27 protein-coding genes are annotated in these 23,274 nt (G+C 42.2%); 16 read left to right on the forward strand and 11 right to left on the reverse strand.

Going from position 1 to position 23,274, the window contains the following annotated elements; genetic code table 11:
* Nucleotides 1-30 precede the first annotated feature (30 nt).
* The 9 genes from SOI83_RS00360 (at nucleotide 31) to SOI83_RS00400 (ending at nucleotide 10,438) form a co-directional block, all read left to right on the forward strand.
* The gene (locus SOI83_RS00360) at nucleotides 31-339 is read left to right on the forward strand and encodes a DUF3288 family protein (protein WP_320676594.1); all 309 of its coding nucleotides are present in this window, start codon (nucleotides 31-33) and stop codon (nucleotides 337-339) included.
* Nucleotides 340-453: 114 nt separating this feature from the next.
* Nucleotides 454-1,485: an anthranilate phosphoribosyltransferase gene (gene trpD / locus SOI83_RS00365; RefSeq protein WP_320676596.1), complete on the forward strand. Its 1,032-nt coding sequence runs from the start codon at nucleotides 454-456 to the stop codon at nucleotides 1,483-1,485.
* A 64-nt stretch (nucleotides 1,486-1,549) separates the two neighbouring features.
* Nucleotides 1,550-2,689 carry a glutamine-hydrolyzing carbamoyl-phosphate synthase small subunit gene (gene carA / locus SOI83_RS00370; protein ID WP_320676597.1) on the forward strand — a complete coding sequence of 380 codons (1,140 nt, stop codon included), beginning with the start codon at nucleotides 1,550-1,552 and terminating at the stop codon, nucleotides 2,687-2,689.
* Between the two features lie 12 nt (nucleotides 2,690-2,701).
* Complete coding sequence (locus SOI83_RS00375; protein WP_320677765.1) at nucleotides 2,702-3,118, forward strand: STAS domain-containing protein; 417 nt, start codon at nucleotides 2,702-2,704, stop codon at nucleotides 3,116-3,118.
* Entirely contained in the window at nucleotides 3,115-3,516 is a 402-nt protein-coding gene (locus SOI83_RS00380; RefSeq protein WP_320676598.1) for a Mini-ribonuclease 3, read from the forward strand. The genes SOI83_RS00375 and SOI83_RS00380 overlap by 4 nt, the downstream gene beginning before the upstream one ends.
* A gap of 20 nt (nucleotides 3,517-3,536) precedes the next feature.
* The gene (rlmB, locus tag SOI83_RS00385; protein ID WP_320676599.1) at nucleotides 3,537-5,009 is read left to right on the forward strand and encodes a 23S rRNA (guanosine(2251)-2'-O)-methyltransferase RlmB; all 1,473 of its coding nucleotides are present in this window, start codon (nucleotides 3,537-3,539) and stop codon (nucleotides 5,007-5,009) included.
* Between the two features lie 98 nt (nucleotides 5,010-5,107).
* Nucleotides 5,108-5,329, forward strand: a complete 222-nt coding sequence (locus tag SOI83_RS00390; protein ID WP_414153418.1) for a DUF1816 domain-containing protein — start codon at nucleotides 5,108-5,110, stop codon at nucleotides 5,327-5,329.
* 54 nt (nucleotides 5,330-5,383) lie between these two features.
* Entirely contained in the window at nucleotides 5,384-6,844 is a 1,461-nt protein-coding gene (gatA, locus tag SOI83_RS00395; RefSeq protein WP_320676601.1) for an Asp-tRNA(Asn)/Glu-tRNA(Gln) amidotransferase subunit GatA, read from the forward strand.
* A 75-nt stretch (nucleotides 6,845-6,919) separates the two neighbouring features.
* Nucleotides 6,920-10,438 (forward strand): DNA polymerase III subunit alpha, encoded by a 3,519-nt coding sequence (locus SOI83_RS00400; protein ID WP_320676602.1) that lies wholly within the window; start codon nucleotides 6,920-6,922, stop codon nucleotides 10,436-10,438.
* Nucleotides 10,439-10,474: 36 nt separating this feature from the next.
* Here the strand turns inward: SOI83_RS00400 and SOI83_RS00405 are convergent, their stop codons facing one another.
* The 3 genes from SOI83_RS00405 to ruvA are packed head-to-tail and all read right to left on the reverse strand — an operon-like array spanning nucleotide 10,475 to nucleotide 11,959.
* Nucleotides 10,475-10,915 (reverse strand): PAM68 family protein, encoded by a 441-nt coding sequence (locus tag SOI83_RS00405; protein WP_320676603.1) that lies wholly within the window; start codon nucleotides 10,913-10,915, stop codon nucleotides 10,475-10,477.
* 41 nt (nucleotides 10,916-10,956) lie between these two features.
* Nucleotides 10,957-11,226, reverse strand: a complete 270-nt coding sequence (gene rpsO / locus SOI83_RS00410) for a 30S ribosomal protein S15 (RefSeq protein WP_320676604.1) — start codon at nucleotides 11,224-11,226, stop codon at nucleotides 10,957-10,959.
* A gap of 55 nt (nucleotides 11,227-11,281) precedes the next feature.
* The gene (gene ruvA, locus SOI83_RS00415; RefSeq protein WP_320676605.1) at nucleotides 11,282-11,959 is read right to left on the reverse strand and encodes a Holliday junction branch migration protein RuvA; all 678 of its coding nucleotides are present in this window, start codon (nucleotides 11,957-11,959) and stop codon (nucleotides 11,282-11,284) included.
* A 138-nt stretch (nucleotides 11,960-12,097) separates the two neighbouring features.
* On the opposite strand from ruvA, the gene SOI83_RS00420 reads away from it, so the two are divergent.
* Nucleotides 12,098-12,451 carry a hypothetical protein gene (locus SOI83_RS00420; protein WP_320676606.1) on the forward strand — a complete coding sequence of 118 codons (354 nt, stop codon included), beginning with the start codon at nucleotides 12,098-12,100 and terminating at the stop codon, nucleotides 12,449-12,451.
* A 136-nt stretch (nucleotides 12,452-12,587) separates the two neighbouring features.
* Here the strand turns inward: SOI83_RS00420 and SOI83_RS00425 are convergent, their stop codons facing one another.
* Both SOI83_RS00425 and SOI83_RS00430 read right to left on the reverse strand, forming a co-directional pair.
* Nucleotides 12,588-13,061 (reverse strand): glycine zipper 2TM domain-containing protein, encoded by a 474-nt coding sequence (locus tag SOI83_RS00425; protein ID WP_320676607.1) that lies wholly within the window; start codon nucleotides 13,059-13,061, stop codon nucleotides 12,588-12,590.
* Between the two features lie 237 nt (nucleotides 13,062-13,298).
* Complete coding sequence (locus SOI83_RS00430; RefSeq protein WP_414153454.1) at nucleotides 13,299-14,183, reverse strand: DMT family transporter; 885 nt, start codon at nucleotides 14,181-14,183, stop codon at nucleotides 13,299-13,301.
* Nucleotides 14,184-14,319: 136 nt separating this feature from the next.
* Between SOI83_RS00430 and dnaG the strand changes: the two genes are divergently transcribed.
* From dnaG to SOI83_RS00445, 3 genes are all read left to right on the forward strand, one after another.
* The gene (dnaG, locus tag SOI83_RS00435; protein WP_320677766.1) at nucleotides 14,320-16,374 is read left to right on the forward strand and encodes a DNA primase; all 2,055 of its coding nucleotides are present in this window, start codon (nucleotides 14,320-14,322) and stop codon (nucleotides 16,372-16,374) included.
* A 130-nt stretch (nucleotides 16,375-16,504) separates the two neighbouring features.
* Nucleotides 16,505-16,762 (forward strand): hypothetical protein, encoded by a 258-nt coding sequence (locus tag SOI83_RS00440; protein ID WP_320676609.1) that lies wholly within the window; start codon nucleotides 16,505-16,507, stop codon nucleotides 16,760-16,762.
* Nucleotides 16,763-16,784: 22 nt separating this feature from the next.
* Nucleotides 16,785-17,084, forward strand: coding sequence for a hypothetical protein (locus SOI83_RS00445; RefSeq protein ID WP_320676610.1), 300 nt, complete (start codon nucleotides 16,785-16,787; stop codon nucleotides 17,082-17,084).
* Nucleotides 17,085-17,090: 6 nt separating this feature from the next.
* Here the strand turns inward: SOI83_RS00445 and SOI83_RS00450 are convergent, their stop codons facing one another.
* From SOI83_RS00450 to SOI83_RS00475, 6 genes are all read right to left on the reverse strand, one after another.
* Nucleotides 17,091-17,555: a serine hydroxymethyltransferase gene (locus SOI83_RS00450; RefSeq protein ID WP_320676611.1), complete on the reverse strand. Its 465-nt coding sequence runs from the start codon at nucleotides 17,553-17,555 to the stop codon at nucleotides 17,091-17,093.
* Nucleotides 17,556-17,703: 148 nt separating this feature from the next.
* A complete protein-coding gene (locus tag SOI83_RS00455; protein WP_320676612.1) occupies nucleotides 17,704-18,978 on the reverse strand; it encodes a Y-family DNA polymerase in 1,275 nt (424 codons plus the stop codon).
* A gap of 33 nt (nucleotides 18,979-19,011) precedes the next feature.
* Entirely contained in the window at nucleotides 19,012-19,455 is a 444-nt protein-coding gene (locus SOI83_RS00460; protein ID WP_320676613.1) for a translesion error-prone DNA polymerase V autoproteolytic subunit, read from the reverse strand.
* 116 nt (nucleotides 19,456-19,571) lie between these two features.
* A complete protein-coding gene (locus SOI83_RS00465) occupies nucleotides 19,572-20,006 on the reverse strand; it encodes a 23S rRNA (pseudouridine(1915)-N(3))-methyltransferase RlmH (RefSeq protein ID WP_320676614.1) in 435 nt (144 codons plus the stop codon).
* A 23-nt stretch (nucleotides 20,007-20,029) separates the two neighbouring features.
* Nucleotides 20,030-20,458, reverse strand: coding sequence for a hypothetical protein (locus SOI83_RS00470; protein WP_320676615.1), 429 nt, complete (start codon nucleotides 20,456-20,458; stop codon nucleotides 20,030-20,032).
* The gene (locus SOI83_RS00475; protein ID WP_320676616.1) at nucleotides 20,455-20,721 is read right to left on the reverse strand and encodes a hypothetical protein; all 267 of its coding nucleotides are present in this window, start codon (nucleotides 20,719-20,721) and stop codon (nucleotides 20,455-20,457) included. The genes SOI83_RS00470 and SOI83_RS00475 overlap by 4 nt, the downstream gene beginning before the upstream one ends.
* A 210-nt stretch (nucleotides 20,722-20,931) precedes the next feature.
* On the opposite strand from SOI83_RS00475, the gene rsmA reads away from it, so the two are divergent.
* From rsmA to SOI83_RS00490, 3 genes are read left to right on the forward strand one after another with little or no spacing between them, the layout of a single operon-like run.
* Entirely contained in the window at nucleotides 20,932-21,777 is an 846-nt protein-coding gene (rsmA, locus tag SOI83_RS00480; RefSeq protein ID WP_320676618.1) for a 16S rRNA (adenine(1518)-N(6)/adenine(1519)-N(6))-dimethyltransferase RsmA, read from the forward strand.
* Nucleotides 21,774-22,739 carry a 4-(cytidine 5'-diphospho)-2-C-methyl-D-erythritol kinase gene (gene ispE, locus SOI83_RS00485; RefSeq protein WP_320676620.1) on the forward strand — a complete coding sequence of 322 codons (966 nt, stop codon included), beginning with the start codon at nucleotides 21,774-21,776 and terminating at the stop codon, nucleotides 22,737-22,739. The genes rsmA and ispE overlap by 4 nt, the downstream gene beginning before the upstream one ends.
* Nucleotides 22,732-23,088 (forward strand): DUF3082 domain-containing protein, encoded by a 357-nt coding sequence (locus SOI83_RS00490; protein ID WP_414153419.1) that lies wholly within the window; start codon nucleotides 22,732-22,734, stop codon nucleotides 23,086-23,088. The genes ispE and SOI83_RS00490 overlap by 8 nt, the downstream gene beginning before the upstream one ends.
* Nucleotides 23,089-23,274: the final 186 nt, after the last annotated feature.

The following is a 23,274-nucleotide window of genomic DNA, read 5'->3' on the forward strand; positions in this document are numbered from 1 at the left end:
TTTAATAGGTGAGTTGATAAGGAGACTGAGTTGAGCCCTGAGCAAAGTCACCCTCTTCACAGTATTGATCGAGATCATATCGATCGAATGCTTGCAAAGACTTCTCCTGAGGATACAGATCTGGTTGATTTGGCGCGCTTAATGATTCGATATGAGGGATTTCCAGGAGCACTAGATCTTCAGGAGGACATGCTGAAGATTTTGAAACTCTGGAATTTGACTAGAGAGGACCTTCATCAGCAAACCAGAAAAATCTGGGAGAATGGATATAGACCAGGACAGGCAACAGAAGAGGGAATTGGTTCGAGCTTTGACACTGCTGATAATGAGAAGACTTAGTTGAAGTCATTTGAAATTTAGTTTTTACTCGCCAGTTCTCATTTTTTGAGTGATAGTGGACTGGTCCCCATTACCTTGCCCGGAGTGCGCAGCACCCGGGTTTTTTCAGATCTAATGCCACTTGATCAAACGTCTTGGCCCTCCATCCTCGAGAAAACTCTACGAGGAGAACACCTTTTGGCGGATCAAGCCCAAGCTCTTATGGAAGCCTGGCTAAAGGAGGATCTCTCCGCTGTCCAGACCGGTGCTTTTCTGGCGGCTCTTAGATCTAAGGGCGTAAATGGTGAGGAGTTGGCTTCAATGGCAAAGGTTTTGAGATCAGCATGCGTTCTCCCCTGTGAGAGGCCTGATATTTCTATGGTCGATACCTGTGGAACAGGTGGGGATGGTGCCGAAACTTTTAATATCTCAACTGCCGTTGGATTTACAGCCGCTGCTTGTGGGGTGAACGTAGCGAAGCATGGTAATCGCAGTGCTAGTGGGAAAGTTGGTTCTGCTGATGTCTTGGAAGGGCTTGGAATAAACCTCAAAGCTCCCTTACAACAAGTTGTTGCTGCATTATCTAGAACAGGTGTGACTTTTTTGTTCGCTCCTGCATGGCACCCTGCTTTGGTTAATCTTGCCCCTCTTAGGCGAAGCCTTGGGGTTAGGACAGTTTTCAATCTTCTTGGTCCTCTCGTTAACCCTCTGAGGCCTCAATCTCAGGTTCTAGGCGTCGCAAGAGCAGAATTGCTTGACCCAATGGCGGAGGCTCTTTGCAGGCTTGGTTTGAATAGGGCTGTAGTCGTTTATGGGGCTGGTGGTCTGGATGAGGCTTCTCTTGAAGGGATTAGTCAGCTGAGGTTTGTTGAAAATGGTCAAATCAAAGAGTCTTCTATTGATCCCCTGAAGTTGGGATTGAGTAATGCAAGTTCTAGGGAATTAAAAGGAGGAGACGTAGCCTTAAATCAAGAGATCCTTGAAACTGCTCTTAAAGGCGGTGGAACAAGAGCCCAAAAGGATGTGATTGCACTTAATACATCCCTGGTGCTTTGGGCCGCAGGATTGCACAATGATGTTAAGTCAGGGCTTGATGTTGCGAATCAATCTTTGGCGGAGGGAAGACCTTGGGAAAAATTGCAGCAACTTCGTTTGGCTCTCGATTAAGCAGGAATCCTGAGATGTTATTTGGGCTCATTACTTTTTGTTCTTTGGTTTATAACCCAGGGAGATGAACAACTCTTCAAACAATCAAGCATATTTGGTTTTGGCCGATGGAACTTTGTTCGAAGGCATGGCTTTTGGTTATTTGGGAAACGCACTTGGAGAAGTAGTTTTTAATACCGGTATGACTGGTTATCAGGAAGTCATTACTGATCCAAGTTATTACGGGCAAATGGTTGCCTTTACTTATCCAGAATTGGGGAATACTGGAGTTAATTCCGATGATCAAGAGTCTTCTCACCCTCATGTAGCAGCAGTAATTTGCCGCGAACTTTCTCCTAGAGCTTGTAACTGGCGTTCTCAAAATAATCTTGAATCTTGGCTTTTGGAACATAAAGTTGTAGGAATATCTGGTGTAGATACAAGAGCACTTGTTCGGCACCTTAGAGAGCTTGGCTCCATGAACGGATTGATCAGTAGTGACGGACGTTCTCCAGTAGAACTTCTTGAGGAGTTGAAGCAAATACCCCCAATGGAAGGACTTAATTTGGTAGACAAAGTAACTACTGATATTCCATATAAATGGGACTCTGTTTGTTCTGTTTCCTTCGACAAAAGGATAAGGAAAGGTGATGTAGATCCATTCAGAGTTGTAGCAATTGATTTTGGCATTAAGAGATCAATCCTTGAGCGTCTGGTCGCCCATGGTTGTGAGGTAACAGTTTTGCCTGCCTGCACTGATATCGAAACAGTTTTGTCTTATCAACCAGAGGGAGTTTTCCTTTCAAATGGACCTGGTGACCCTGCTGCAGTGAAAAGTGGCATATTTTTGGCTCAAGAGCTTCTTAACCAGAATGATCTACCTGTTTTTGGGATTTGTTTAGGTCATCAAATTTTGGGTCTAGCAATTGGTGGAAGAACTTTTAAGCTCCCATATGGTCATCGAGGCCTTAACCATCCATGTGGTACTACGGGCAGAGTTGAGATAACTAGTCAAAACCATGGCTTTGCTTTAGATGCCGATTCACTGTCTTCTAAGAATGTTTCAGTGACCCATCTGAATCTTAATGATCGAACTGTTGCGGCCATAGCTCTTAGGGATCAGCCAGTGCTTGGAGTTCAATATCATCCTGAGGCGAGTCCTGGACCACATGACGCCGATCATCATTTTGCTCGTTTTGTTGCTCTGATGAAACAACGACGTTGAATCGTGGTTCATATCCTTCTAGATCACTACACTTCATCCGATTGGTTAAGGAGGACTAACCCCATTACCGAATTGCAAAAACTCACAGTTTCGCTTCGTGGTGGTTTTGAGAGACGCCAGGGTTCTCTTGTGTTCCATTTCACAGGGCAACTCGATGCTTATTCCGAGAAGCAGTTCTCGACCTATTTAGAAGATGTGCTTCAAACCAATACATCGTCAGTGATTATTGATTTGAGCAATATTGATTTTCTTGACTCTTCAGGCCTTGGAGCTTTGGTTCACGTAGCAAAAAATTGCAACGGCACTAAACGCTCCTTTTTAGTGGTTGGGAATGCACGAGTTATGCAAACAATCAAATTGGTTAGGCTCGATGAGTTTCTTCATTTGCAGCCTGATCTTCAAACTGCTCTAAAGCAATTAAACGCTTGAGTAATTGGATTCGAGCTCAACAGCCAACAGCTTTGTCAGTTGATTTAGGAACGCGTCAACTCGCATGGTTGGGAGATGCAGTTTGGGAATTACATCAAAGATTGCGACTTTGTCAGAGGCCAGGACGTACACGTGAGTTGCATGTTGCTGTCGTCTCTGAAGTGAAGGCATCAGCTCAAGCTTCAGCCCTTGCAATCTTGGACCCTTATCTATCGGACTTGGAAAAGGATTTAGTGAGAAGAGGGAGAAATAATGCAGGCAGAGGGCCTCGTTCTTTAGAAGCTGCTACTTATGGGAAAGCAACAGGATTTGAGACAATGGTTGGCTGGCTCTTTTTGAAGAATCCGGTGCGGCTTGCGCAGCTCTTGGATCGACTGGAGGAGACCGACAAAGGTTAGCCATAGCTTAATTTTTCTCCATGAGTTCCCGCCCTAATCGTCCTTTCCGAGATTCTTCGCGTCCAGGTAGCTCTGGAGGTGGTCGGAAAACTGGCAATGGTTCATCTTCGCGACGAAGATTTATGTCTGAGGCTTCTCCTTCCGCTAATAGGGGTTATCGCTCTAGGAGAAGTGTGGATGGCCCTTCGGATTTTTCAGAGGGGGCAAAGCAAGAGAACTATCGACCTAATAGGCGCAATCAAGACAAAAAGACTCCCTTTAAATCTTCAAAAGGTCGAGCTTCTAACGGAGTCGGTTTAAGAAGGGGCACTAATCATGAAGAAGGCTTTGTTCGACCAGGCAATCAAAGAAGGCGTGGCAGACAATTCATACGAGATCAATCTGAAAATTTCGATAAACCAAAAAGTTCTGGATTCACAAGGCAAGAGTCATCTAATAGCCCTGAGGCAAATGTTTTCTCTGAAAGGTCCTCAAATGACTTGATTTGGGGGCGTCACTCGACACAAGCTGTCTTGGAATCTGGAAGGCCTATTCATCGAATATGGTGCACTTCTGATTTGCGTAGTGCTCCAAAATTTCTTCAGCTTTTAAGAGACGCTAAATCGTTAGGAGTCTTAGTTGAAGAGGTTAGTTGGGCACGTTTAGGACAGTTGACTAGTGGTGGTGTTCATCAGGGCATTGCGCTACAGACAGCTGCAGCTGAAACTTTGGATTTGGCTACTTTGATCAAAGGCTGCAGTGAAGTAGGAGAGTCTCCCTTATTACTTGCTCTGGATGGGCTTACGGATCCTCAAAATTTAGGGGCAATTGTTCGTTCAGCAGAAGCTCTGGGTGCACATGGCCTGGTGTTACCTCAGCGGCGTAGTGCAGGCCTTACCGGTTCGGTCGCAAAGGTTGCTGCAGGTGCTCTTGAGCATCTTCCTGTTGCACGCGTAGTAAATCTGAATAGATCATTAGAGACCTTGAAAGACGCTGGATATCGAGTCATTGGTCTTGCTGAGCAAGGTGACACAACCATCTCAGAGGTTGATATAGATGGACCGCTTGTTCTTGTTACTGGTTCAGAAAATCAAGGTATATCAGTTGTTACCAGACGCCATTGCGATCAATTGGTGCGGATTCCTCTTCGAGGTGTAACTCCAAGCCTTAATGCTTCAGTTGCAACTGCGATGTTTCTTTATGAGGTAGCAAGAAGAGGATGGATGAAAGAAATTACCGGGCAGGCACCTTCCCCAAGGTTGATTCGAGCGAAATGCCCATCTTCTCCAGAATCTGAAATTGTTGATCAGTCTTTTAACAAGACAAATCCCAAAGAGTTGAACCCCGAGAACACAGCTACTACTAAAGAAGATAAAGCTTATAAACGAGAAAATGAGTTGTTAGGGAGTGACCTTATGCACCATCCTTCTTCAGTAGATCCTTCAAAGGAAATTCAAGTTGAATTGGCTCCAGATCAAAATCCCTGCCATTTTGACCAGAGCATTAATCTTTAAAAACCTATGTCTTGGATACGGAAGGCTCTTCGCAACCTTTCGATAAGTAATCCAATGAGGCAAAATATAAAGTAGATGCTCTTGCACTTATGAGCCCCATGAGGGTGCTACGCAGCCTAGGAAATAAATTTGGTCTGGCCTGGTGGGCTGTTGTGGAAACCCGTGAGCCAAAAGTGACTTATTGGTTTGGACCTTTTTTGACTAGGAACAGTCTTGAAAGGAAGCTGTCAAGTTTTATGGATGATCTTTCTTTTGAAGGATCTCCTCCTGTTAATCACAGAATGCTTCGTTGTCGACGTCGTGAGCCTCTCACTCTTTAGTGCAAGATTGGTCTGGACTGATAGCGTCAAACCTTCCCATTAGTTCATGCAGATATGGATATAGCTGAATGGCGAAGACAACTTCAGAAAGGTGAGGTTTCTGCAAGGGAATTGACAGAAACTTATCTTGCGCGAATTTCAGAGGTTGATTCCACTCTTCATGCTTATTTGGAGGTTACTTCTAAGAGGGCTTTGGCGGATGCAGATCAAATTGATTTAGCCCGGTCTGCAGGAGAGGATCTTCCCCCTTTAGCAGGTGTTCCTTTAGCAATTAAGGACAATCTTTGTACGAAAGGCATTCGAACTACCTGTTCAAGCAAAATGCTTGAAAACTTTATTGCCCCTTACGAATCCTCAGTCACTGAAAGACTTTGGAAGGCTGGCGCAATTTTGTTAGGGAAAACAAATCTCGATGAGTTTGCGATGGGTAGTTCAACTGAGACCTCTGCTTTTGGTTCAACTTCAAATCCTTGGGATATTTCTAGAGTCCCAGGCGGAAGTTCCGGGGGTAGTGCGGCAGCAGTTGCTTCAGGAGAATGTCTTGCTGCCTTGGGGTCAGATACTGGTGGGTCAATTCGACAGCCTGCTTCTTTTTGTGGTGTTGTTGGTTTAAAACCAACCTATGGACGTGTTAGTCGTTGGGGTTTAGTTGCTTTTGCAAGCTCTTTAGATCAAGTAGGACCGTTTACTAGATCGGTCGCTGATTCTGCAGAGCTATTAAATGTAATAGCAGGCCACGATCCTCGTGATTCGACTTGTTTAAATCACATTGTTCCTGATTATCGAGCAACTCTGAATGAACCTTTGAAAGGTTTGAGAATTGGCTTGATTAGACAATGTTTTGAACAAGATGGGTTGGATGCTGAGGTAAAGGACTCTGTATTGGCAGCGGCAAACACTTTGCAATCACTTGGCGCTGAATTGGTTGAGATAAGTTGTGAACGTTTCATTGATGGCATCGCTACTTATTACGTCATTGCGCCTTCAGAAGCTTCCGCAAACCTGGCTCGTTATGACGGTGTTAAGTATGGCTATCGAGCAGAAGGCGCTGAAACCCTTGGAGATATGACTTCCAGTAGCAGAGCAGAGGGGTTCGGGAGTGAAGTTCAGCGCAGAATTCTCATAGGTACTTATGCATTGTCTGCTGGATATGTGGATGCTTATTACAAGAAGGCACAGCAGGTCCGTACTCTTATTCGCAGGGACTTCGCGAAGGCTTTTGATGTTGTAGATGTCCTTTTGACACCTACTTCTCCAACAACGGCTTTTAAGTCTGGAGAACATTCAGAGGATCCATTGGCAATGTATTTGGCAGATTTACTAACTATTCCGGCCAATCTTGCTGGTCTCCCTGCAATAAGTGTTCCTTGTGGATTCGATAAGTCTGGCCTTCCAATTGGCTTACAGCTGATAGGAAATGTTTTGGACGAGGCTCGCTTGTTACGGGTGGCACATCAGTTTGAGCAACAGGCTGAAATCAGAGAGAATTCAGTGAAAGGCCCTTTCATCAAATAAATCACGCAAAGCACTGTATATAGCGTCTTTGTGTCTTTGGGCGTCTCTATGTTGAGTTTATGGCTAAGGTGAGGCATGTCTTTTGTCCCACTACATAACCACAGCGACTACAGCCTTCTTGATGGCGCTAGCCAGCTACCAAAGATGGTGCGCAGGGCTAAAGAGCTGGGGATGCCCGCATTGGCATTAACTGATCATGGTGTGATGTATGGGGCTATAGAGCTATTAAAACTTTGTAAGGCATCAGATATAAAGCCAATCATTGGTAATGAGATGTATGTAGTGAATGGCTCTATAGATGATCCCCAACCTAAGAAAGAGCGTAGATATCATCTTGTCGTTTTGGCAAAGAATGACATTGGATATAAGAACTTGGTTAAGTTGACTAGCATTAGTCATCTTCAAGGGATGAGAGGCAGAGGAATCTTCTCTCGGGCTTGTATTGATAAGCAACTATTAAAGGCTCATAGCGAAGGTTTGATTGTTGCCACTGCTTGCTTAGGAGGAGAGATTCCACAAGCAATTTTAAGAGGAAGATTGGATGTAGCAAGAGAAGTTGCTCGTTGGTATAAAAGCATATTTGGCGGGGATTTCTATTTGGAAATTCAGGATCATGGATCTATAGAAGATCGAATAGTAAACATAGAGATGGCGCGTATCTCTAAGGAGCTTGATATTGAATTGATTGCTACTAATGATGCTCACTATTTAACAAAGAATGATGTTGAGGCTCATGATGCCTTGCTATGTGTACTTACCGGAAAGTTGATAACTGACCAAAAACGTCTTCGATATACAGGTACTGAGTATATCAAGTCTCAAGATGAGATGCATAGACTTTTTGCAGATCACCTTCCTTCAAAAGTTATAGATAAGGCTCTTCTAAATACAGTTTCTATAGCGGAAAAGGTGGAGGAATACAAAATATTGGGTAAGTATCAGATGCCGATATTTCCTGTCCCCTCAGGTCACACTCCTCTTAGTTATTTAAAAGAAGTTGCTGAAAAGGGCCTTGATAGAAGATTGGAAGCGTCTGGTTTGATAGATCAAAAAGATAATTATTATAAGAGGCTATCCTACGAAATTGATGTTATAGAACAAATGGGATTTCCTACATATTTCCTAGTCGTTTGGGATTATATTCGATTTGCCAGAGAAAAAGGGATCCCTGTTGGCCCTGGTAGAGGTTCTGCTGCTGGTTCTTTGGTCGCATATGCATTATGTATAACCAATATTGACCCCGTAAGTAATGGATTGTTGTTTGAGAGGTTTTTGAACCCAGAACGTAAATCTATGCCAGATATTGATACAGATTTTTGTATCGAACGTAGAGCAGAAGTGATTGATTATGTAACAGAGAGATACGGGGATAACAAGGTCGCTCAAATAATAACTTTCAACAGGATGACTTCTAAAGCTGTTTTAAAGGATGTAGCCAGAGTACTTGATATACCTTATGGAGACGCAGATCGTCTAGCAAAGCTTATTCCTGTAGTTAGAGGAAAACCAGCCAAGCTCTCTGAGATGATTGGAGAAAACTCACCTAATACTGATTTTCGTGATAAGTATAAGAAAGATAAGCAAATAGCAAAGTGGGTAGACATGGCTATTCGAATAGAAGGAACTAATAAAACTTTTGGTGTACATGCTGCTGGAGTAGTAATTGCTGGGGACTCTCTTGATGAATTAGTTCCTTTACAGAGAAATAATGATGGTCAGGTAATAACGCAATACTTTATGGAAGATGTTGAGTCTATGGGATTGTTGAAGATGGATTTCTTGGGCTTGAAGAACCTTACTATGATTGATAAAACAATTGAATTGGTTAATAAGGTTGAAGGCGAAAATATTGATCCAGATCAACTTCCAGCAAATGATATGGATACATTTTCATTGCTTTCTAGGGGTGATCTTGAAGGTATCTTTCAATTAGAGTCAACTGGTATGAGACAAATTGTTCGTGACTTAAAACCATCCTCTTTAGAAGATATATCCTCAATATTGGCTTTATATAGGCCCGGCCCTTTAGATGCTGGTTTGATTCCTAGATTTATTAACCGTAAGCATGGTCGAGAGACTATAGATTTCTCACATTCAGCCTTGGAACCAATCCTTAGTGAAACCTATGGGATCATGGTTTATCAAGAGCAAATTATGAAGATTGCTCAAGACCTTGCAGGCTACAGCCTTGGAGAAGCTGATTTGCTTAGAAGAGCAATGGGTAAGAAAAAAGTCTCAGAAATGCAGAAGCACCGAGATAACTTTGTTTCTGGTGCTACGTCACGGTCAGTAGATGCATCGATTGCTAATCAACTATTTGATCAGATGGTTTTGTTCGCTGAATATTGCTTTAATAAGAGTCATTCAACTGCTTATGGTGCAGTTACATATCAAACTGCCTACCTTAAGGCTCATTATCCTGTTGCTTATATGGCAGCATTGTTGACAGTCAATGCAGGATCTTCAGATAAGGTTCAGAGATATATATCTAACTGCAATTCAATTGGTATTGAGGTTGTCCCTCCAGATGTAAACGTTTCTGATATTGATTTTACTCCTGATGGTGACCGTATTCTTTTCGGGTTGTCTGCAGTACGAAATCTTGGTGATGGGGCAATTAAAAAATTGATCTCTGTTCGTGATGAAGGTGGACCTTTTAAATCCCTTGCTGATCTTTGTGACCGTATTCCTTTGAACCTATTAAATAGAAGATCTCTTGAGTCATTGATTCATTGCGGTGCGCTCGATGTGCTGGATACAGAAAGAAATCGAGCTCAACTGATTGCAGACATGGATCTGCTTATAGATTGGGCTGCTTCACGAGCGCGTGATCGGTTGAGTGGACAAGGAAATATATTTGACTTGATGGCTGGAACAGTAGGTGAAGACTCTTCGACAGATTTAAGTACAGCACCCAAGGCGCCTCCTGTTGATGACTATTCCCCGACAAAGAGATTGCAACTTGAGAAAGAGCTTGTTGGCTTTTACCTTTCAGATCATCCACTGAAGCAGCTGACAGCTCCTGCCAAATTGCTTGCCCCCATAGGACTGGCCAACCTTGATGAACAGCAAGATAAAACGAAGGTAAGCGCAATAGTAATGGTTTCTTCTATCCGAGAAGTGACTACTCGCAAGGGTGATCGAATGGCAATACTCCAAATTGAAGACCTTTCCGGTAGTTGTGAAGGGGTGGTTTTCCCCAAGAGCTATGCACGCTTATCAGACCATATTGTGCAGGAATCTCGTCTACTGGTTTGGGCATCGGTCGATAAACGTGACGATCGAGTGCAGTTAATTATTGATGATTGTCGCGCTATTGATGATCTGCAGCTCTTACTTATTGAACTATTACCTGATGAAGCATGTGATATTACAGTTCAGCATCGACTTAGAGAATGTCTACATCGTCATCGTCCTGCAAATGATGACTTTGGAATTAAGGTTCCAGTTGTGGCAGCTGTTCGGCAAGGGACAAATATCCGTTATGTAAGGTTAGGACATCAGTTTTGTGTTGGGGATGCAGGTGCTGCACTAAGTTCTTTGGAAGATCAGGCTTTTAATGCGCGTTTTAGTGAACGTCTTTTAGTCGCTTGATAATTAAATAAGATAGTTATTCTTGCAATGATTGAGTTAGGTTTTCTCTTTGTCTTGCATTTGAAAGGCAGAACGCATTCTTGAAATGTTTGGCTTTATATTTTCAAAGCCCAAAAAACTCCCATTTGTTTCCTCCCAGCTAGTGGAGAGGATGCCATAACTAAGGCCCACAAGGCCTATAAAGAAACACGCTGCGGACGTGATTAGGGTTAAAGCGGGAGGCACATCTGCTATGCCCCTGGTTACTAAAATATAGCTAAGGATAAAAACTCCCATCCCTGTAACTGTTGGCAATCCTGTTGTTAAAACAACTCTCCTGGCCATTCTATTCGCAATAGATTTTGGTATACCAGACTGTTTATTTGATTTGGGAATCTTTTTTGAAAGCTTGGGTGCTTTTTGGGGTGAGCGCTCTTTTCTTTTTTTTGATTGGGGGCCTTCGGATAAGAAGGATTTTTTATTGGGGGATTCAGTCATTTCACCAACCAAATGAATAAAAAGGCTGAGATCTCTATGGCTTAGCCACGTATACCTAGTTTTTTGATTAGGTCTGAATATCTTGCTTCACTTTTATCTCTAACGTAGTTGAGAAGACGTTTTCTCTTGCCAATCATCTTGAGCAAACCCTGTCTTGAAGAGAAGTCATGGGAGTTGGCTTGAAGGTGACCACTTAGCTTGGAGATCCTTTCGCTAAGCATTGCGACTTGAACCTCTACAGATCCAGTGTCAGTGGGATGGTTCTGATGAGAATTGATCAGTGCTTGCTTTTCAGTTGTATCTAACGACATGCTTGCGGAGAGTGTTTCAGGGTTAAAAAGCCAATTTAGCTCCTTGCGGTTGCTTTTAAGCAGCTTCTTTGCTTAGCCACTTTATGCTTTCTCGAATCCATTCGTCAGTGTCTTGCTTAATACTCCTTTGATCTGTTGAAGAATCTTTGTCTCTGCTTGCAAGTTTTGGTCTTATAGCTTGTATCGCAAGGCTTATTTCTAATTCTTCATATCCCAGCCCTTTAAGTGCTTCTTTCAATTCTTGGAAGTCTGTTGGATCCAATGGACTGGTTTCCATGTCAACTTGCTTAAGAGTTCGTTCTTGATTGGGGTTGAAAAACGATTCAGAAAGTTTGCTGCGGAGTTCTAGAGCAAGCCTTTCAGCTGTCCTTTTCCCTACACCTTGGGCCTTTGAGAGAGTTTGAATGTCGCCATGAGTTATTGCTTGAGCTAATTCATTTGAGGTAAATACGGCTAGTAGGGCAAGGCCTATTTGAGGCCCAACTCCGCTCACTCCGATTAAAGCTCTGAAAAGATTCCTATCTTCCTTGTTAGGAAAGCCAAAGAGGCTATATCCATCTTCACGGTTTATCTGATGAATCCAAATAATTAGAGTGTTTTGAGACTGGATATTTCTCAAGTGGTTTGGGGTGAGTTGAATCTCGTATCCAACTCCGCCACAATTTAGAAGCACCCCTTCACGTGCTCCCTGTTTCCACAACTCTATTTTTTCTCCTTGCAGCCAGCCAATCATGAGGTTGCTCTTTATACAGCCATGCTGCCGTATTTCTTCGATTTTCTCTATGAATCCTTCTCTTTTTGCAGATACTTTTCATTGAATTTGCTTATTGGTTGTTTCGTGTGTGTTTCTTTAGCCTTGAGCGGATGCCGAATGCACGCAAATCCCTCTAACAATATTCTTTTAGATGCCCTCGCTTTACAAGTGCAGTTAACTCAGAATTCTTTGAAAGGACCTTTAGGTTTTGATCGAGAGATATCACCAAGGATTAGACACTTGAATATCCAAGAGAAGAAAGTTTTTGAACTAGGCGACAAGCATTTTCTTTTTTTTAGAGGTAATTTTGATTTACTTTTGTCTGATGGCCAGAATGAGTTCAAGACCCCTTTCGAGCTATACCTTCAGGAAGGAGAGCAAAAACAAAGTTGGAAACTTGCTAGGAGACTCGATTTAAAGGGTAAAAACTCCCAAGAGTGGATATTATATCCGTTGCCTATAGATAAATAATAGCTATATTGACTTTCAGTAGATTTTAGAATAATAAGCTTGGCTATTCTTGTTCTATCAAAGGTCAACTTGGTTTTTTAGGTTTTGGTCGCTTTATTTATTTGAGAATTATTGACAGGCAAATTGTTGACATGCTTTATCCACCATCTATTTGACAGCCAAGCATTGCACCGGCTACTGCACCTGCGGGTATAGCCCACCAACGATCTTTGCCCCTAGACCCTTTGGTAGCCAGGCCGCCTCCTAAGAGTCCTCCAATAATTGTGCCCTCTTTGCAATCATTTGTATCTGTATTTACTTGTCTTGGTTGATTTGCTCTTGACTGGTTTGATTGATTGCAGGGGAATTCAATTGTTTCATTCCAGGCTTTAACATAGCCAGGAGAGTTTCTTGTCCCTGGTACATATTCTTCTCTGTACTCATTCCTTGAACATGTTTGCGAAGTCGAGTACCCAGGCTGATAATTTTCAGATATTAGTTTTTGTTTTGCTTGTGTAAAATTTAAGTTATTGCTTTTTGCTTGGGAATTGGATAGGTAAATCCCTCCCCCAATTCCAGTTGCGGTTAGTGTCGCGAGGCAAGAGGCTAGAACCAAAAAAGCTTTTTTCATGAGCAATACATTCCAGCAGGGGCCTTGAACTTATGATTTCTCCCTCTAATCTAGTACCACTTTGGCTCTTTTGAGTTCTAGTTTGCTTAAAAAGTTTATCTACCTATAATTACATATTTATTTATTTAATTTTTTTGTGTAACTTATGAGATAAATGTAAAATCTATTTCATGGTCTAGTTTGCAAATATTTCTTTATAAGGCTCAAGCCTATGACGCCTTGATTTCTAGCTATTAATTAGCCTGGATTCCTCGCGCTTAAACTTATAAGTGTTGATCCGAGAATGAATATTGCGCCAACTATTACCCATAGGCTTAGGGCTTCTTTGAAGAATACTACTCCCCAAATTGCTGCAAATACCACCTGTATATAATTTATTGCGCATGCCCTTGCAGCCGGTAGATAACTTAGTCCTTTTGTTATCCAGATTTGCCCTAACTGCGTTAAAAGGCCCACTCCGATTAGCCATATCCATTCAAGGCCTGTGGGCCAAACTATGTTTCCAATGAAAAATGGCAATGTTAGTGGTAACGATACAAGTGGAAAGTAATAAATAATCACTAGAGGGTGTTCAGTTTTTGATAGTTTTCTTACACAAACATAAGCTAGTGATGTGAGAAGAGCGCCAGTTAGAGCAACTGAAACTGCATACGTAGGTAGGCTCTCTGATGTGGATTTTATCCATTCTGGATTAACTATCATTATTATTCCAAGCCACCCTATTAAGACAGCAATCAGTATCCTTTTGCGCAACCTCTCTCCAAGGAGAAAGAATGCAGCAATAGCTGTAAATGTTGGGTATGTGTATTGAATTACTGTCGCTGATGCTAAGGGAACTAGTTCTAATGCTTTAAAGACAAAAAATAATGCTGCGGTTCCAAGGATTCCACGTATAAAAAGTAGAGTCTTTTGTTGCCCCCAAGGCGATACCTTTGCTTTTAGCAGCATTCCTCTTGTAATAGTGAAACTAATAATTGCTCTTATAAAAACTATTTCTGATACCGGTAGACGACCATTTAGTTGTTTGACGCAAACGGTCATTAGGCTAAAGGCAAGAGCACTTCCAATTAGAGCCAAGGAGCCATTTCTTTCTTCTTTGTTTGTTGTCTGTAATGAAGGCAATAGTCTTCGTATGAAAGCTCTCTGGCTTAGTGCTGACAAGTTTGGATTCTCCTCCTACAGGCTTGATTTGTTGTTTTTTTCAGAGATCTAGTTCTTTGGGGTGGACCAATGGCTTCCCCAGGTCCAGAATGCTGCGATGTTATTACCTCGATTACACCAGAGAACTATTGAGGCTGTTAAAGAGCGCTCAGACATAGTTGATGTAGTTGGTGAGCATGTTGTCCTAAGGAAGAAAGGAAGGGAGTTGGTTGGGATTTGTCCTTTCCACGATGACAGTAAACCCTCTATGACGGTTTCTCAGCAGAAGCAGTTTTATTACTGCTTTTCCTGTGGGGCTGGTGGAAATGCCATCAAGTTTTTGATGGAGTTCCAACGCCAAAGCTTTAGTGAAGTGGTCTTGGAGTTGGCTAGAAAATACCAGCTTCCAGTTGAGACGGTTGAAGGGCCTCAGCAAGAGCGTCTAAAGCAGCAATTATCTCGTAGAGAGAGTCTTTATCGTGCACTTACTTTGGCTTCGGGTTGGTTCCGAAGTCAGCTGAAGGCAAATTTTGGCTCTTCGGCATTGGAATATTTGCTCAAAAAAAGAGGCCTGAAGCATTCAACTATTGAGACCTTTGAGATTGGGTTCGCTCCTGATCAGTGGGATGGTTTACTTAAATACCTTCAACAAGTTGAGAACATCTCTCCTGAGATCCTTGTTGAAGCAGGGCTTGTTGTAGCTAGAAAAGGTGGCAGTGGCTTTTATGACAGATTCCGAAACCGAGTAATGGTTCCAATACATGATCGCCAAGGTCGAGTAATTGCTTTTGGTGGAAGAGCATTGGATGGAACAGAACCTAAATACTTAAACTCTCCAGAAACTGAGGTATTTCATAAAGGTAAAAATCTTTTTGGTCTTGATCGTGCTGCTCAAGCAATTCGACAAAATGACAGAGCAGTCGTTGTTGAAGGTTATTTTGATGTCATTTCTTTACACGCAGCAGGAGTAAATAATGCTGTTGCTTCTTTGGGCACAGCTCTTAGCAGTCAGCAGATAACTCAGTTATGTCGTTGTAGTGAGAGTAAAAGAATTGTTCTTAATTTTGATGCAGATGGAGCAGGGATTCGTGCAGCGAATCGAGCTATTGGTGAAGTTGAGCAGCTAGCGATGCAAGGCCAACTTGAATTGCGTGTCCTTCATTTACCGCTTGGAAAAGATCCTGATGAATTTTTAAAGGATCATGGAGCAGGCGATTATCGAGCCCTTCTGGACCAGGCTCCTCTTTGGTTGGATTGGCAAATCGAACAAGTACTAGAAGGTAAGGACTTGACTCGGCCAGATCAATTTCAGCATTCAGTGGCCGCTTTAGTTGATCTTTTAGGCAAATTGCCTAAGTCCGCTGTTCGTACTCATTATTTACAGCGGGTTGCGGAGCGTTTAAGTGGTGGTCATGGTCGATTAGCCATAAAACTTGAGGAGGATCTTCGCCAACAAGTTAAGGGTCATCGATGGCACGGTCGCTCTACTCGTAATGAGCAGCCTGGTGAATGCACTCTGAGAGAAAGAAGTGAGGCAGATATCCTTCGTTTATATCTTCACTGTCCTAATCATCGGGCCACAATCCGCAGAGAACTTCGGCAGAGGGAACTCGAAGATTTTGCTATGCAGCATCATCGATTGCTATGGGTTGCAATAACTCAACTAGAAGTGCTTAATTTAGGAGCAAATCTACTCGAAGAGATTACTAGAGGTAATGATTCTGGTGATGAACTTGTTGATATTGATCTAATTAACCTGCTTTCAGATCAGCTTTTAGTTCAGGACAGTTCTCTTTTATCTCGTTTAACCACTCTGCTAGAGCCAGGTGAAGTTCAGTTAGCAGCGATGGAAAATCCAATGACCTTTTTACGTGGTACCGCAGCAGTATTGGAGCGTCAAAAGTCTTTAAAAAGATGCAGGCATCTTTTAGAGGCTTGGTCTGGACAGCGAATAGAAACACTAGAAAAATGCATTGCCTCTCTAATTGAGGAAGAGCGTGATAGACCTCGGGAGTTAATTGATATGGAAAAACGTATAGAGAATATGTTCGAAAATTTAAATAGTGATGCCTTGCATTTTCAAGACCTTTATTATACTGAACGTAAACATATTTATTATTTGGATCAGCAACGGTGTGCAGGCTTTGCTGAGAATGAATCTCTATCAGCATAGACGATTAAAATGTTTCGACCCATCTTTTGTCTTTATTAACTATTATTAGCCCAGTCGTTTTTTGTTTGCACGATAGTACATTCCTCGGCGAAGGAGATAGGCTAGATTGATGTAATACAACTTCTTGGAAATGAGTTTCTATCAAGCTATTTGGAATGGCGAGTCTATTGGTGATGGTGATAACTTAGTAGAGGCTTTGCAGTCTTACCTTTCTGTTAAGCCATCCGATGGAGATTGGGAGGTCGCCCTTGTGAATCTTGAGGATACTCCTCAATTGCAAAGATTCACTTCCTTCGACTCTTATTTAGATAATCATGACCCTCTGGAGGTCATCCCAGTAAATGTTGAAATGATACGGAGTGCAATTGACCAATTGCCTAATATTTGAAAACTTGCAGGATCTGTTCCTTATGACTGATATTTCGTCCATTGATCTCTCAAAATTTAACACCGTTAATTACCTATGGCCACAGATGGTTGACAGGTTAGGTTTGTATAAAGCACGAGGTGTTTTTAGAGAGTCCCGCGATTTGCAGCGGATGTATGGCAATGAAGGAACTATGCCTGTTATTTTTGAAGAGACTTGCGGTTTGGCTTTGGCTCATATTGATTTAATTCGTGATCAAATAGGCATTTCTTGTGATGGTAGTTATATGGTATTAGTTTTAAGCATCCCTAAAATGGCTATTCAACTCCTTAAGGAAATTTAAGTCCTACTAAAAACAATATTTAATGAGGGCTGATTTTACTAGTTTTGGGCGGTCTTCCATCCAGTAGGCTTCTAACTCTCTTTCTCTATTTCCTGACACCTTAGTTGATTTTTCTAATGCTTTTTCCTTGAAAGGATGTATTTTAATTTTCTTTTTACTTACTATATTTAGAGTTTTGCCATTATTGCAGTGTTGTGCGACATGAACAGCCTCGTGTCTTAAAGCCCGTCTGATGTAAATCGGAGTCATGCTGTTGTCTTCATCATGGTTCAGCTTAGGAATCGAATGACCACCTATATCAATTGCATTTCGGGTGCATATTACGACTGTCTTTTGCCCTCTTTTTAGGAAGCCAAAATATCTTTTCCCTAATAGGCAGAGTGGTGTGTTTTCTTCTACTTTGAAATCTGCTTTGTATACTAACTCCAGTATTTCTCTGTCTATAGAACTTAGAAATAAGAGAAACTCCATCTTTAATTCTTGTGAGAAGGGTTCCTTAGTAAGTGCTTGTACTCTACTCTACATGGTTTCCATAATAAATCTATTTTTTAGGATTCCTTTGTTTCTTTTTTATTTTTGTGGTCTTTAATATCTAGCAACCATCTTTTCTAATTTTTCTTTATGCATTAACAATTGGCACTTCTTCTATGCGTGTTGTTGAGGCGCGACTTAGTCGATCACGACGCATGCCCCATTTCGGATTGAGACCACATCCAGCCCAGTAAATAGCTCGTTTGCCGTAGCGTTGATTTATTTTGTCTATGGTCGTCATGAGGCGAGCTCTCTTATGTTGTTTGTCTGGACAATATTGTGTTAGTAAATGTAGTTGCAGATGCTCAGTGCTTTGTAGATCTTGCATTATTACTCCAGCCTTGAGTAGAGATATATGTGGTTGAAAGATTTTTTCTGCTAATGGTAGCGTTGCTGCCATTAGCACTGCGGTGTCATTGCTCGCTGTGTCTAGTTTAATAGTGACATTTTTGTTGTATACAACAGGAAGGAAGGAGCTCGTACGTGCAAATGCTGTGATGGTGTTTGCTAATTGTGCTTGGCGACGTAGTTTCTCGCTAGCTCTTTCAACATGGCTGGCTAGTGCTTGGCGCAATTCTTTGAGGCTACTAATAGGATGACTAAAGCTTCTGCTTACACAGGTTTCTTGTTTTTGGGCTGTTTCAAGGGTTAGGGGCAGACAGGTCTCTCCTTTGAGTTCGTTTTGTAACCGGATCCCTGTTATCCCGCACTTCGACCGGATGATTCCACTAGGCATGTCTCGTAGTTGTCGAGCTGTTGTGATGCCTTGAATACGTAGTCGGCGGGCTAATTTGCGACCGATACCCCATACCTCTTCGATGGCAATTGTTTCAAGCCAATTATCTTGATTGATTGTAGAAGTTAAGTCGAAGATGCCTGCATTTGTTGGTAATGACTTGGCTAGATGATTGGCGAGCTTTGCTTGACTTTTATTGCAACCGAATCCGATTGAAATAGATAGGCCTAGGTCTCTTCTGATTAATGCACGTAATTGACGTCCCCAAAGAACCATGTCTTTATTTGAGTATCCACTTGTGTGGGCAAATGCTTCATCAATGGAGTAAATTTCTAGCTCTTCACAATTGGCTTTGAGTAAGCTCATTAGCCTTTGACTCATGTCACCGTAAAGCGCGTAGTTAGAGCTCCGGATCGTGACCCCAAATCTTTTTAGTTTATTGCGAACCTTGAAGTATGGTTCTCCCATGGTGATTCCAAGGGCACGAGCTTCTGTACTACGAGCGATGATGCAGCCATCGTTATTAGAGAGAACTACTACTGGTTGACCCATTAGGCTTGGATCAAGACTTTGTTCGCAGGAAGCGTAGAAATTGTTGCTATCAATTAGGGCTGTTGCCTTGATCATGGATATAAAAGAGATTGAAGAGCTTTGTTTCTTTTAGATAGTTGCCCCAATGTGATGAATTGAGTGCACGACTACTCCCCATATTTGAATGTCTTTGTAACTTCGTAAGTCAATTGAAGGGTAGTTGGGATGCTCTGCTTCTAAATACAAAATCTCATTGTTTTTGGTAAGTCGTTTGAGAGTAAATGCGCCATCAAGTATCGCTATTACGACGTGGCCAGGGCTTGGGTCTAGGCTGCGGTCGACGATAAGGAGGTCGCCGTTATAAATGCCTGCCCCATTCATTGAATGTCCGCTGACACGCGCAAAGAAGGTGCTAGCTGGGTGTTTGATTAGTTCCTTGTTGAGGTCGATGCCTGTGTCGAGGTAGTCTTCAGCAGGAGAGGGAAAGCCTGCTGGCACGCTCTTTCTCGTTAATGGAAGTTCTAACGTTGGGCGCTTTCGCCTTAATGGCAAGATTGGCGACACGAGCTCCATGGCAAGTCAAGGATCTGGGTCTATAGTACATTTGAACTAATACTGCTCTCGGGGGCTGCAAGATCTTGTGTAAGAGATTTCTAGGTAGATGTATTGGGAAGTAATGAGATCGCTTTTTATCGGTGATAGGGGGTGCCTTGGAGGATGGCGTGAGCTCGATAAAGTTGTTCAATTAACAGCAATCTTGCTATCTCATGAGGAAAAGTCATTGGAGATAGGCTTACTTTCCAGTTGGCTATAGATTTCAATTCTGGTGTCAGCCCTTCCGCTCCGCCAATTACAAAAGCAAGTTTTTTAGATCCAAGATTTTGAAGGCGTTGAGAAAAGGCTAATGAAGAGAGTGATTCACCTTCTTCTGTTAGGACTACCATTAATTCATCGTGTTTTAGCGCAGACTTGATGGCCCTGGACTCTTTTTGAGGACTACTATCACGGATTTCTGTAATGGCTAGTCCCGGTATCCGCTTTAAGTACAAAGAGATTCCCTTTTGGATCCAGACCTTTCGGACTTTGCCAATAGCAATTATTCGATAGCGTGATGTTATTGGCACCAATTGTTTGTGATTAAGTTTGTTTAAATTTCATCCTCGTCTTCTAGTAAGAGCCTTTCAAAGTCAACATAAAGAGTTTCTTTTATTGGGTTTGTTTTATGTTGTGATTTTTTTTGGAGCCCCCCTTGGGTTTGGTGGATCTTTGGAAGAGGCGGTTGAAGTTGTTTGTCTTCGGCGATCAAATGGCTTATGCGCTCTTTTTGGGTTTGTTCTTGTTGCTTTAATTCTGTCTTTTTTAGACGATTTATTAGGTGTGGTGGAACGGAGCCATCAGGGCTAGCATTCATAAGTTCTCGAAAAAGATTATTGGGGTCCTCCTCGGTTTCAATGGCATGAAGCTTGGAGCTTGTTTGGGGTTTGATTTGGCTAGAGGAGATAGGCGGTTTTATTGGTTGTGGTAGTTGCCGTCCTAGTTGGCGAAGACGCTCAAGACTATTTTGATCAAAGCTCATCGAATTAGCCAGTTGTAACGTTTGGCAATTTGAGGGGTGGGTGAGGTTCGCTGCCCTTCCCTAAGTTCTTCTCGAAGTACTTGACGTCGTTGTTCAAAGGGAAGGTCGTCTAAAAAATCTTGATTTAAGGTTGTAGGCAGTTCCAGTTGATTCATATTGTCATCTTGCTCAAGAGCGATGGCCGTGCTCCAACTTGGTTGCAATGAGAAAAGAAGTAGAAGAGTGGAAGTGATTAGAACTATTAGTTGGGTAACCATAAACATAGAGGTAATTGGAAAAAACTAGAATTGGTTTAGAAGAGATATATGGATAAGGTTGTCATTTGTTTTGTGGAATTTCAGGTTTCAGCGTATGTAGACATGTTTTGTTGGGGAGGGAACAGCCCAACAGTCTTTTGATTTGAGGTTGAGAGGGTTTGGTAAGAAGAAGATCTTTAGTATGCATTTTTGAAGTTGAATTTGTAGTGTGTAGGGATGGTTTTCCTAGGACATAGATCGCGTAAGCGATTTGGTCAGCATTGGCTTATTGACCCAAAGGTACTTGATCAAATTCTTGTGGAGGCTGACCTTCAACCTCAAGATAGGGTTCTTGAAGTTGGGCCTGGACGTGGTGCACTTACGGAACGCTTATTGAATTCACCCGCTGCGGCTGTGCATGCGATTGAATTGGATAGGGATCTTGTTGATGGTTTGTATAAGCGTTTTTTGTTTGAAAAATCTCGATTTACTCTTCAGCAAGGTGATGTTTTAAGTGTTTCATTAATACCACCTGATGGATTGGCTTCTACGAAAGTGGTGGCGAATATTCCATATAACATCACAGGACCATTGCTTGAACGATTACTTGGTCGTTTGGGGAAACCTGGAGAGATCTCGTTTAGGAAATTAGTACTCCTTTTACAAAAGGAAGTTGCAGAAAGGATTTTAGCTAAGCCAGGCCAAAGCCATTTCAGTGCTTTAAGCGTAAGACTTCAGTTGATGGCTAATTGTAGAAAAGTTTGTCTGGTCCCTCCTCGATGCTTTCAGCCACCACCCAAAGTGACCTCGGAGGTTATTTCTATAGAACCTTTTCCTTCAGAGAAACAGATTGAACCAGTATTAGCTACTCACTTAGATGGATTGCTTCGTAGAGCTTTTATGGGGAGGAGAAAGATGTTGCGAAACTCTTTGAATGGCTTTTGCTCTCATGTCGTTTTAGAGAGTGTTGCAGGTAGCGTAGGCATTAATCTCAATAAGCGACCACAAGAATTGTCCCCAGAGCTTTGGTTGGCCTTTTCAAATGGTTTGGTCCGTGCTGGTCAAATTGACCAAAAACAATGAATATGATGAAAGCTCAAAATCTATCTAGGAACTCTTTGCTGGTCAGAGCCCCTGCAAAGATTAATTTGCACTTAGAAGTTTTAGGGCTAAGGAGTGATGGCTTTCATGAATTAGCAATGGTTATGCAGAGTATTGATTTGTTTGATCAAATTGAGATTACAAGTACAAATGATGGTTCGATAACTCTTAGTTGTAATGACCCAAGCCTTAAAACTGATGAAGAGAATTTAATTATTAGGGCTGCTACTTTACTTCGAAATCGTTTTGGGAGTGAAGATCTTGGTGCATCAATTCATCTTGAAAAGTCAATCCCTATAGGGGCTGGGCTTGCTGGAGGATCTAGTGACGGGGCGGCAACCCTGGTTGGACTTAATGCTCTGTGGGGGCTAAACCTTTCATCACAAGAACTTCATTCATTGGCAGCGAAGTTGGGTTCCGATGTTCCATTTTGTTTGACAGGTGGAACACAACTTTGCTTTGGTCGAGGAGAAATTTTGGAGATGCTTCCTTCATCATGCAATTCCATGGCAATTTTGCTGCTTAAAGATCCGTTTGTAAGTGTGTCGACACCATTGGCGTATGGGCGATCTAAGGAGCTTTATGGGTCTAAGTATTTACTGAAAGAGAGCGATTTTGAAATTCGTAGAGAATCCCTTAGGAAGCAAAATTGGTTAAATCTTTTGGATGCTGCTAATCCACCACCTTTACGTAATGACCTGCAAAAAGTTGTTTCTCCAATAACTCCTGCTGTTCAGAAGGCGTTGAACCTTTTAGAGGAATTGCCTGGAGCCTTGTCGGTAGCCATGAGTGGCTCAGGGCCAAGTTGCTTTGCTCTTTTTGCAGGGCTCGAAGAGGCGAAGTCAGCCTTAAATCAAAATATTGCTGAATTTAAATCAGCAGGCTTTGATTGTTGGTGTTGCAGCCTTATCTCACAAGGAATTTTGTTAGAGAAAAATGACTGAGTCTAAAAAAAAAATTACTGATGCAGTTGAGAAGAATTCTTCTTTGACAGGTCAAGTCACTCAAAGTGATGAAGTGCAAAAAGGTCCGATGAGTTTCCTTTCAGGCTCTATTACTAGTGGCTTATTCGCTTGGCTTTGTTTGGAATTGAGTAAAAGGATTGTTGCGTATTTCACGATTCATCCTCCTGTTTACTCTTCTCCTATCGCTCAAAGCATTGCTACAGGATTTAAAACTTTGGTTGTAGGAGTGTGTTTTTTGGCGACATTTACTTTTGGGTTCATTGGCTTAGGCCTGGCGCTTGTGTTTATACGAAGTCTCTTTGATGCCAAGAACTCAGACCCTGCCTAGAGTTTTAATGAATCCTTTTGGACTCTTCGTTGAGCATTTAGGCTGATGACCCTTCATGATCTTGGGCTGTTAATACTACTTTTGAGCCCTGGGATGCTGCTTTCTGTTCTCTTGTTGTCAACCTTTGCTGCAGGGGGCTGATGCTAAGGCTGCACGGATTGAGATAGTTTGGCTTGTTAAAGCCGG

The organism is Prochlorococcus sp. MIT 1300 (assembly GCF_034092375.1).
Classification (GTDB): domain Bacteria; phylum Cyanobacteriota; class Cyanobacteriia; order PCC-6307; family Cyanobiaceae; genus MIT-1300.

Bases quoted from the DNA above. Each gene is read 5' to 3' on its own strand.
- SOI83_RS00470 (WP_320676615.1), bottom strand. From the start codon at position 20,458: ATGAGCTTTGATCAAAATAGTCTTGAGCGTCTTCGCCAACTAGGACGG.
- ruvA (WP_320676605.1), bottom strand. From the start codon at position 11,959: ATGATTGGCTGGCTGCAAGGAGAAAAAATAGAGTTGTGGAAACAGGGA.
- SOI83_RS00425 (WP_320676607.1), bottom strand. From the start codon at position 13,061: ATGAAAAAAGCTTTTTTGGTTCTAGCCTCTTGCCTCGCGACACTAACC.
- trpD (WP_320676596.1), top strand. From the start codon at position 454: ATGCCACTTGATCAAACGTCTTGGCCCTCCATCCTCGAGAAAACTCTA.
- dnaG (WP_320677766.1), top strand. From the start codon at position 14,320: ATGTTATTACCTCGATTACACCAGAGAACTATTGAGGCTGTTAAAGAG.
- SOI83_RS00445 (WP_320676610.1), top strand. From the start codon at position 16,785: ATGACTGATATTTCGTCCATTGATCTCTCAAAATTTAACACCGTTAAT.
- ispE (WP_320676620.1), top strand. From the start codon at position 21,774: ATGAATATGATGAAAGCTCAAAATCTATCTAGGAACTCTTTGCTGGTC.
- SOI83_RS00490 (WP_414153419.1), top strand. From the start codon at position 22,732: ATGACTGAGTCTAAAAAAAAAATTACTGATGCAGTTGAGAAGAATTCT.
- SOI83_RS00405 (WP_320676603.1), bottom strand. From the start codon at position 10,915: ATGACTGAATCCCCCAATAAAAAATCCTTCTTATCCGAAGGCCCCCAA.
- SOI83_RS00400 (WP_320676602.1), top strand. From the start codon at position 6,920: ATGTCTTTTGTCCCACTACATAACCACAGCGACTACAGCCTTCTTGAT.
- gatA (WP_320676601.1), top strand. From the start codon at position 5,384: ATGGATATAGCTGAATGGCGAAGACAACTTCAGAAAGGTGAGGTTTCT.
- SOI83_RS00450 (WP_320676611.1), bottom strand. From the start codon at position 17,555: ATGGAGTTTCTCTTATTTCTAAGTTCTATAGACAGAGAAATACTGGAG.
- SOI83_RS00460 (WP_320676613.1), bottom strand. From the start codon at position 19,455: ATGGAGCTCGTGTCGCCAATCTTGCCATTAAGGCGAAAGCGCCCAACG.
- SOI83_RS00440 (WP_320676609.1), top strand. From the start codon at position 16,505: ATGAGTTTCTATCAAGCTATTTGGAATGGCGAGTCTATTGGTGATGGT.
- carA (WP_320676597.1), top strand. From the start codon at position 1,550: ATGAACAACTCTTCAAACAATCAAGCATATTTGGTTTTGGCCGATGGA.
- rsmA (WP_320676618.1), top strand. From the start codon at position 20,932: ATGGTTTTCCTAGGACATAGATCGCGTAAGCGATTTGGTCAGCATTGG.
- rpsO (WP_320676604.1), bottom strand. From the start codon at position 11,226: ATGTCGTTAGATACAACTGAAAAGCAAGCACTGATCAATTCTCATCAG.
- SOI83_RS00455 (WP_320676612.1), bottom strand. From the start codon at position 18,978: ATGATCAAGGCAACAGCCCTAATTGATAGCAACAATTTCTACGCTTCC.
- rlmB (WP_320676599.1), top strand. From the start codon at position 3,537: ATGAGTTCCCGCCCTAATCGTCCTTTCCGAGATTCTTCGCGTCCAGGT.
- SOI83_RS00475 (WP_320676616.1), bottom strand. From the start codon at position 20,721: ATGTTTATGGTTACCCAACTAATAGTTCTAATCACTTCCACTCTTCTA.
- SOI83_RS00390 (WP_414153418.1), top strand. From the start codon at position 5,108: ATGAGGGTGCTACGCAGCCTAGGAAATAAATTTGGTCTGGCCTGGTGG.
- SOI83_RS00420 (WP_320676606.1), top strand. From the start codon at position 12,098: ATGCACGCAAATCCCTCTAACAATATTCTTTTAGATGCCCTCGCTTTA.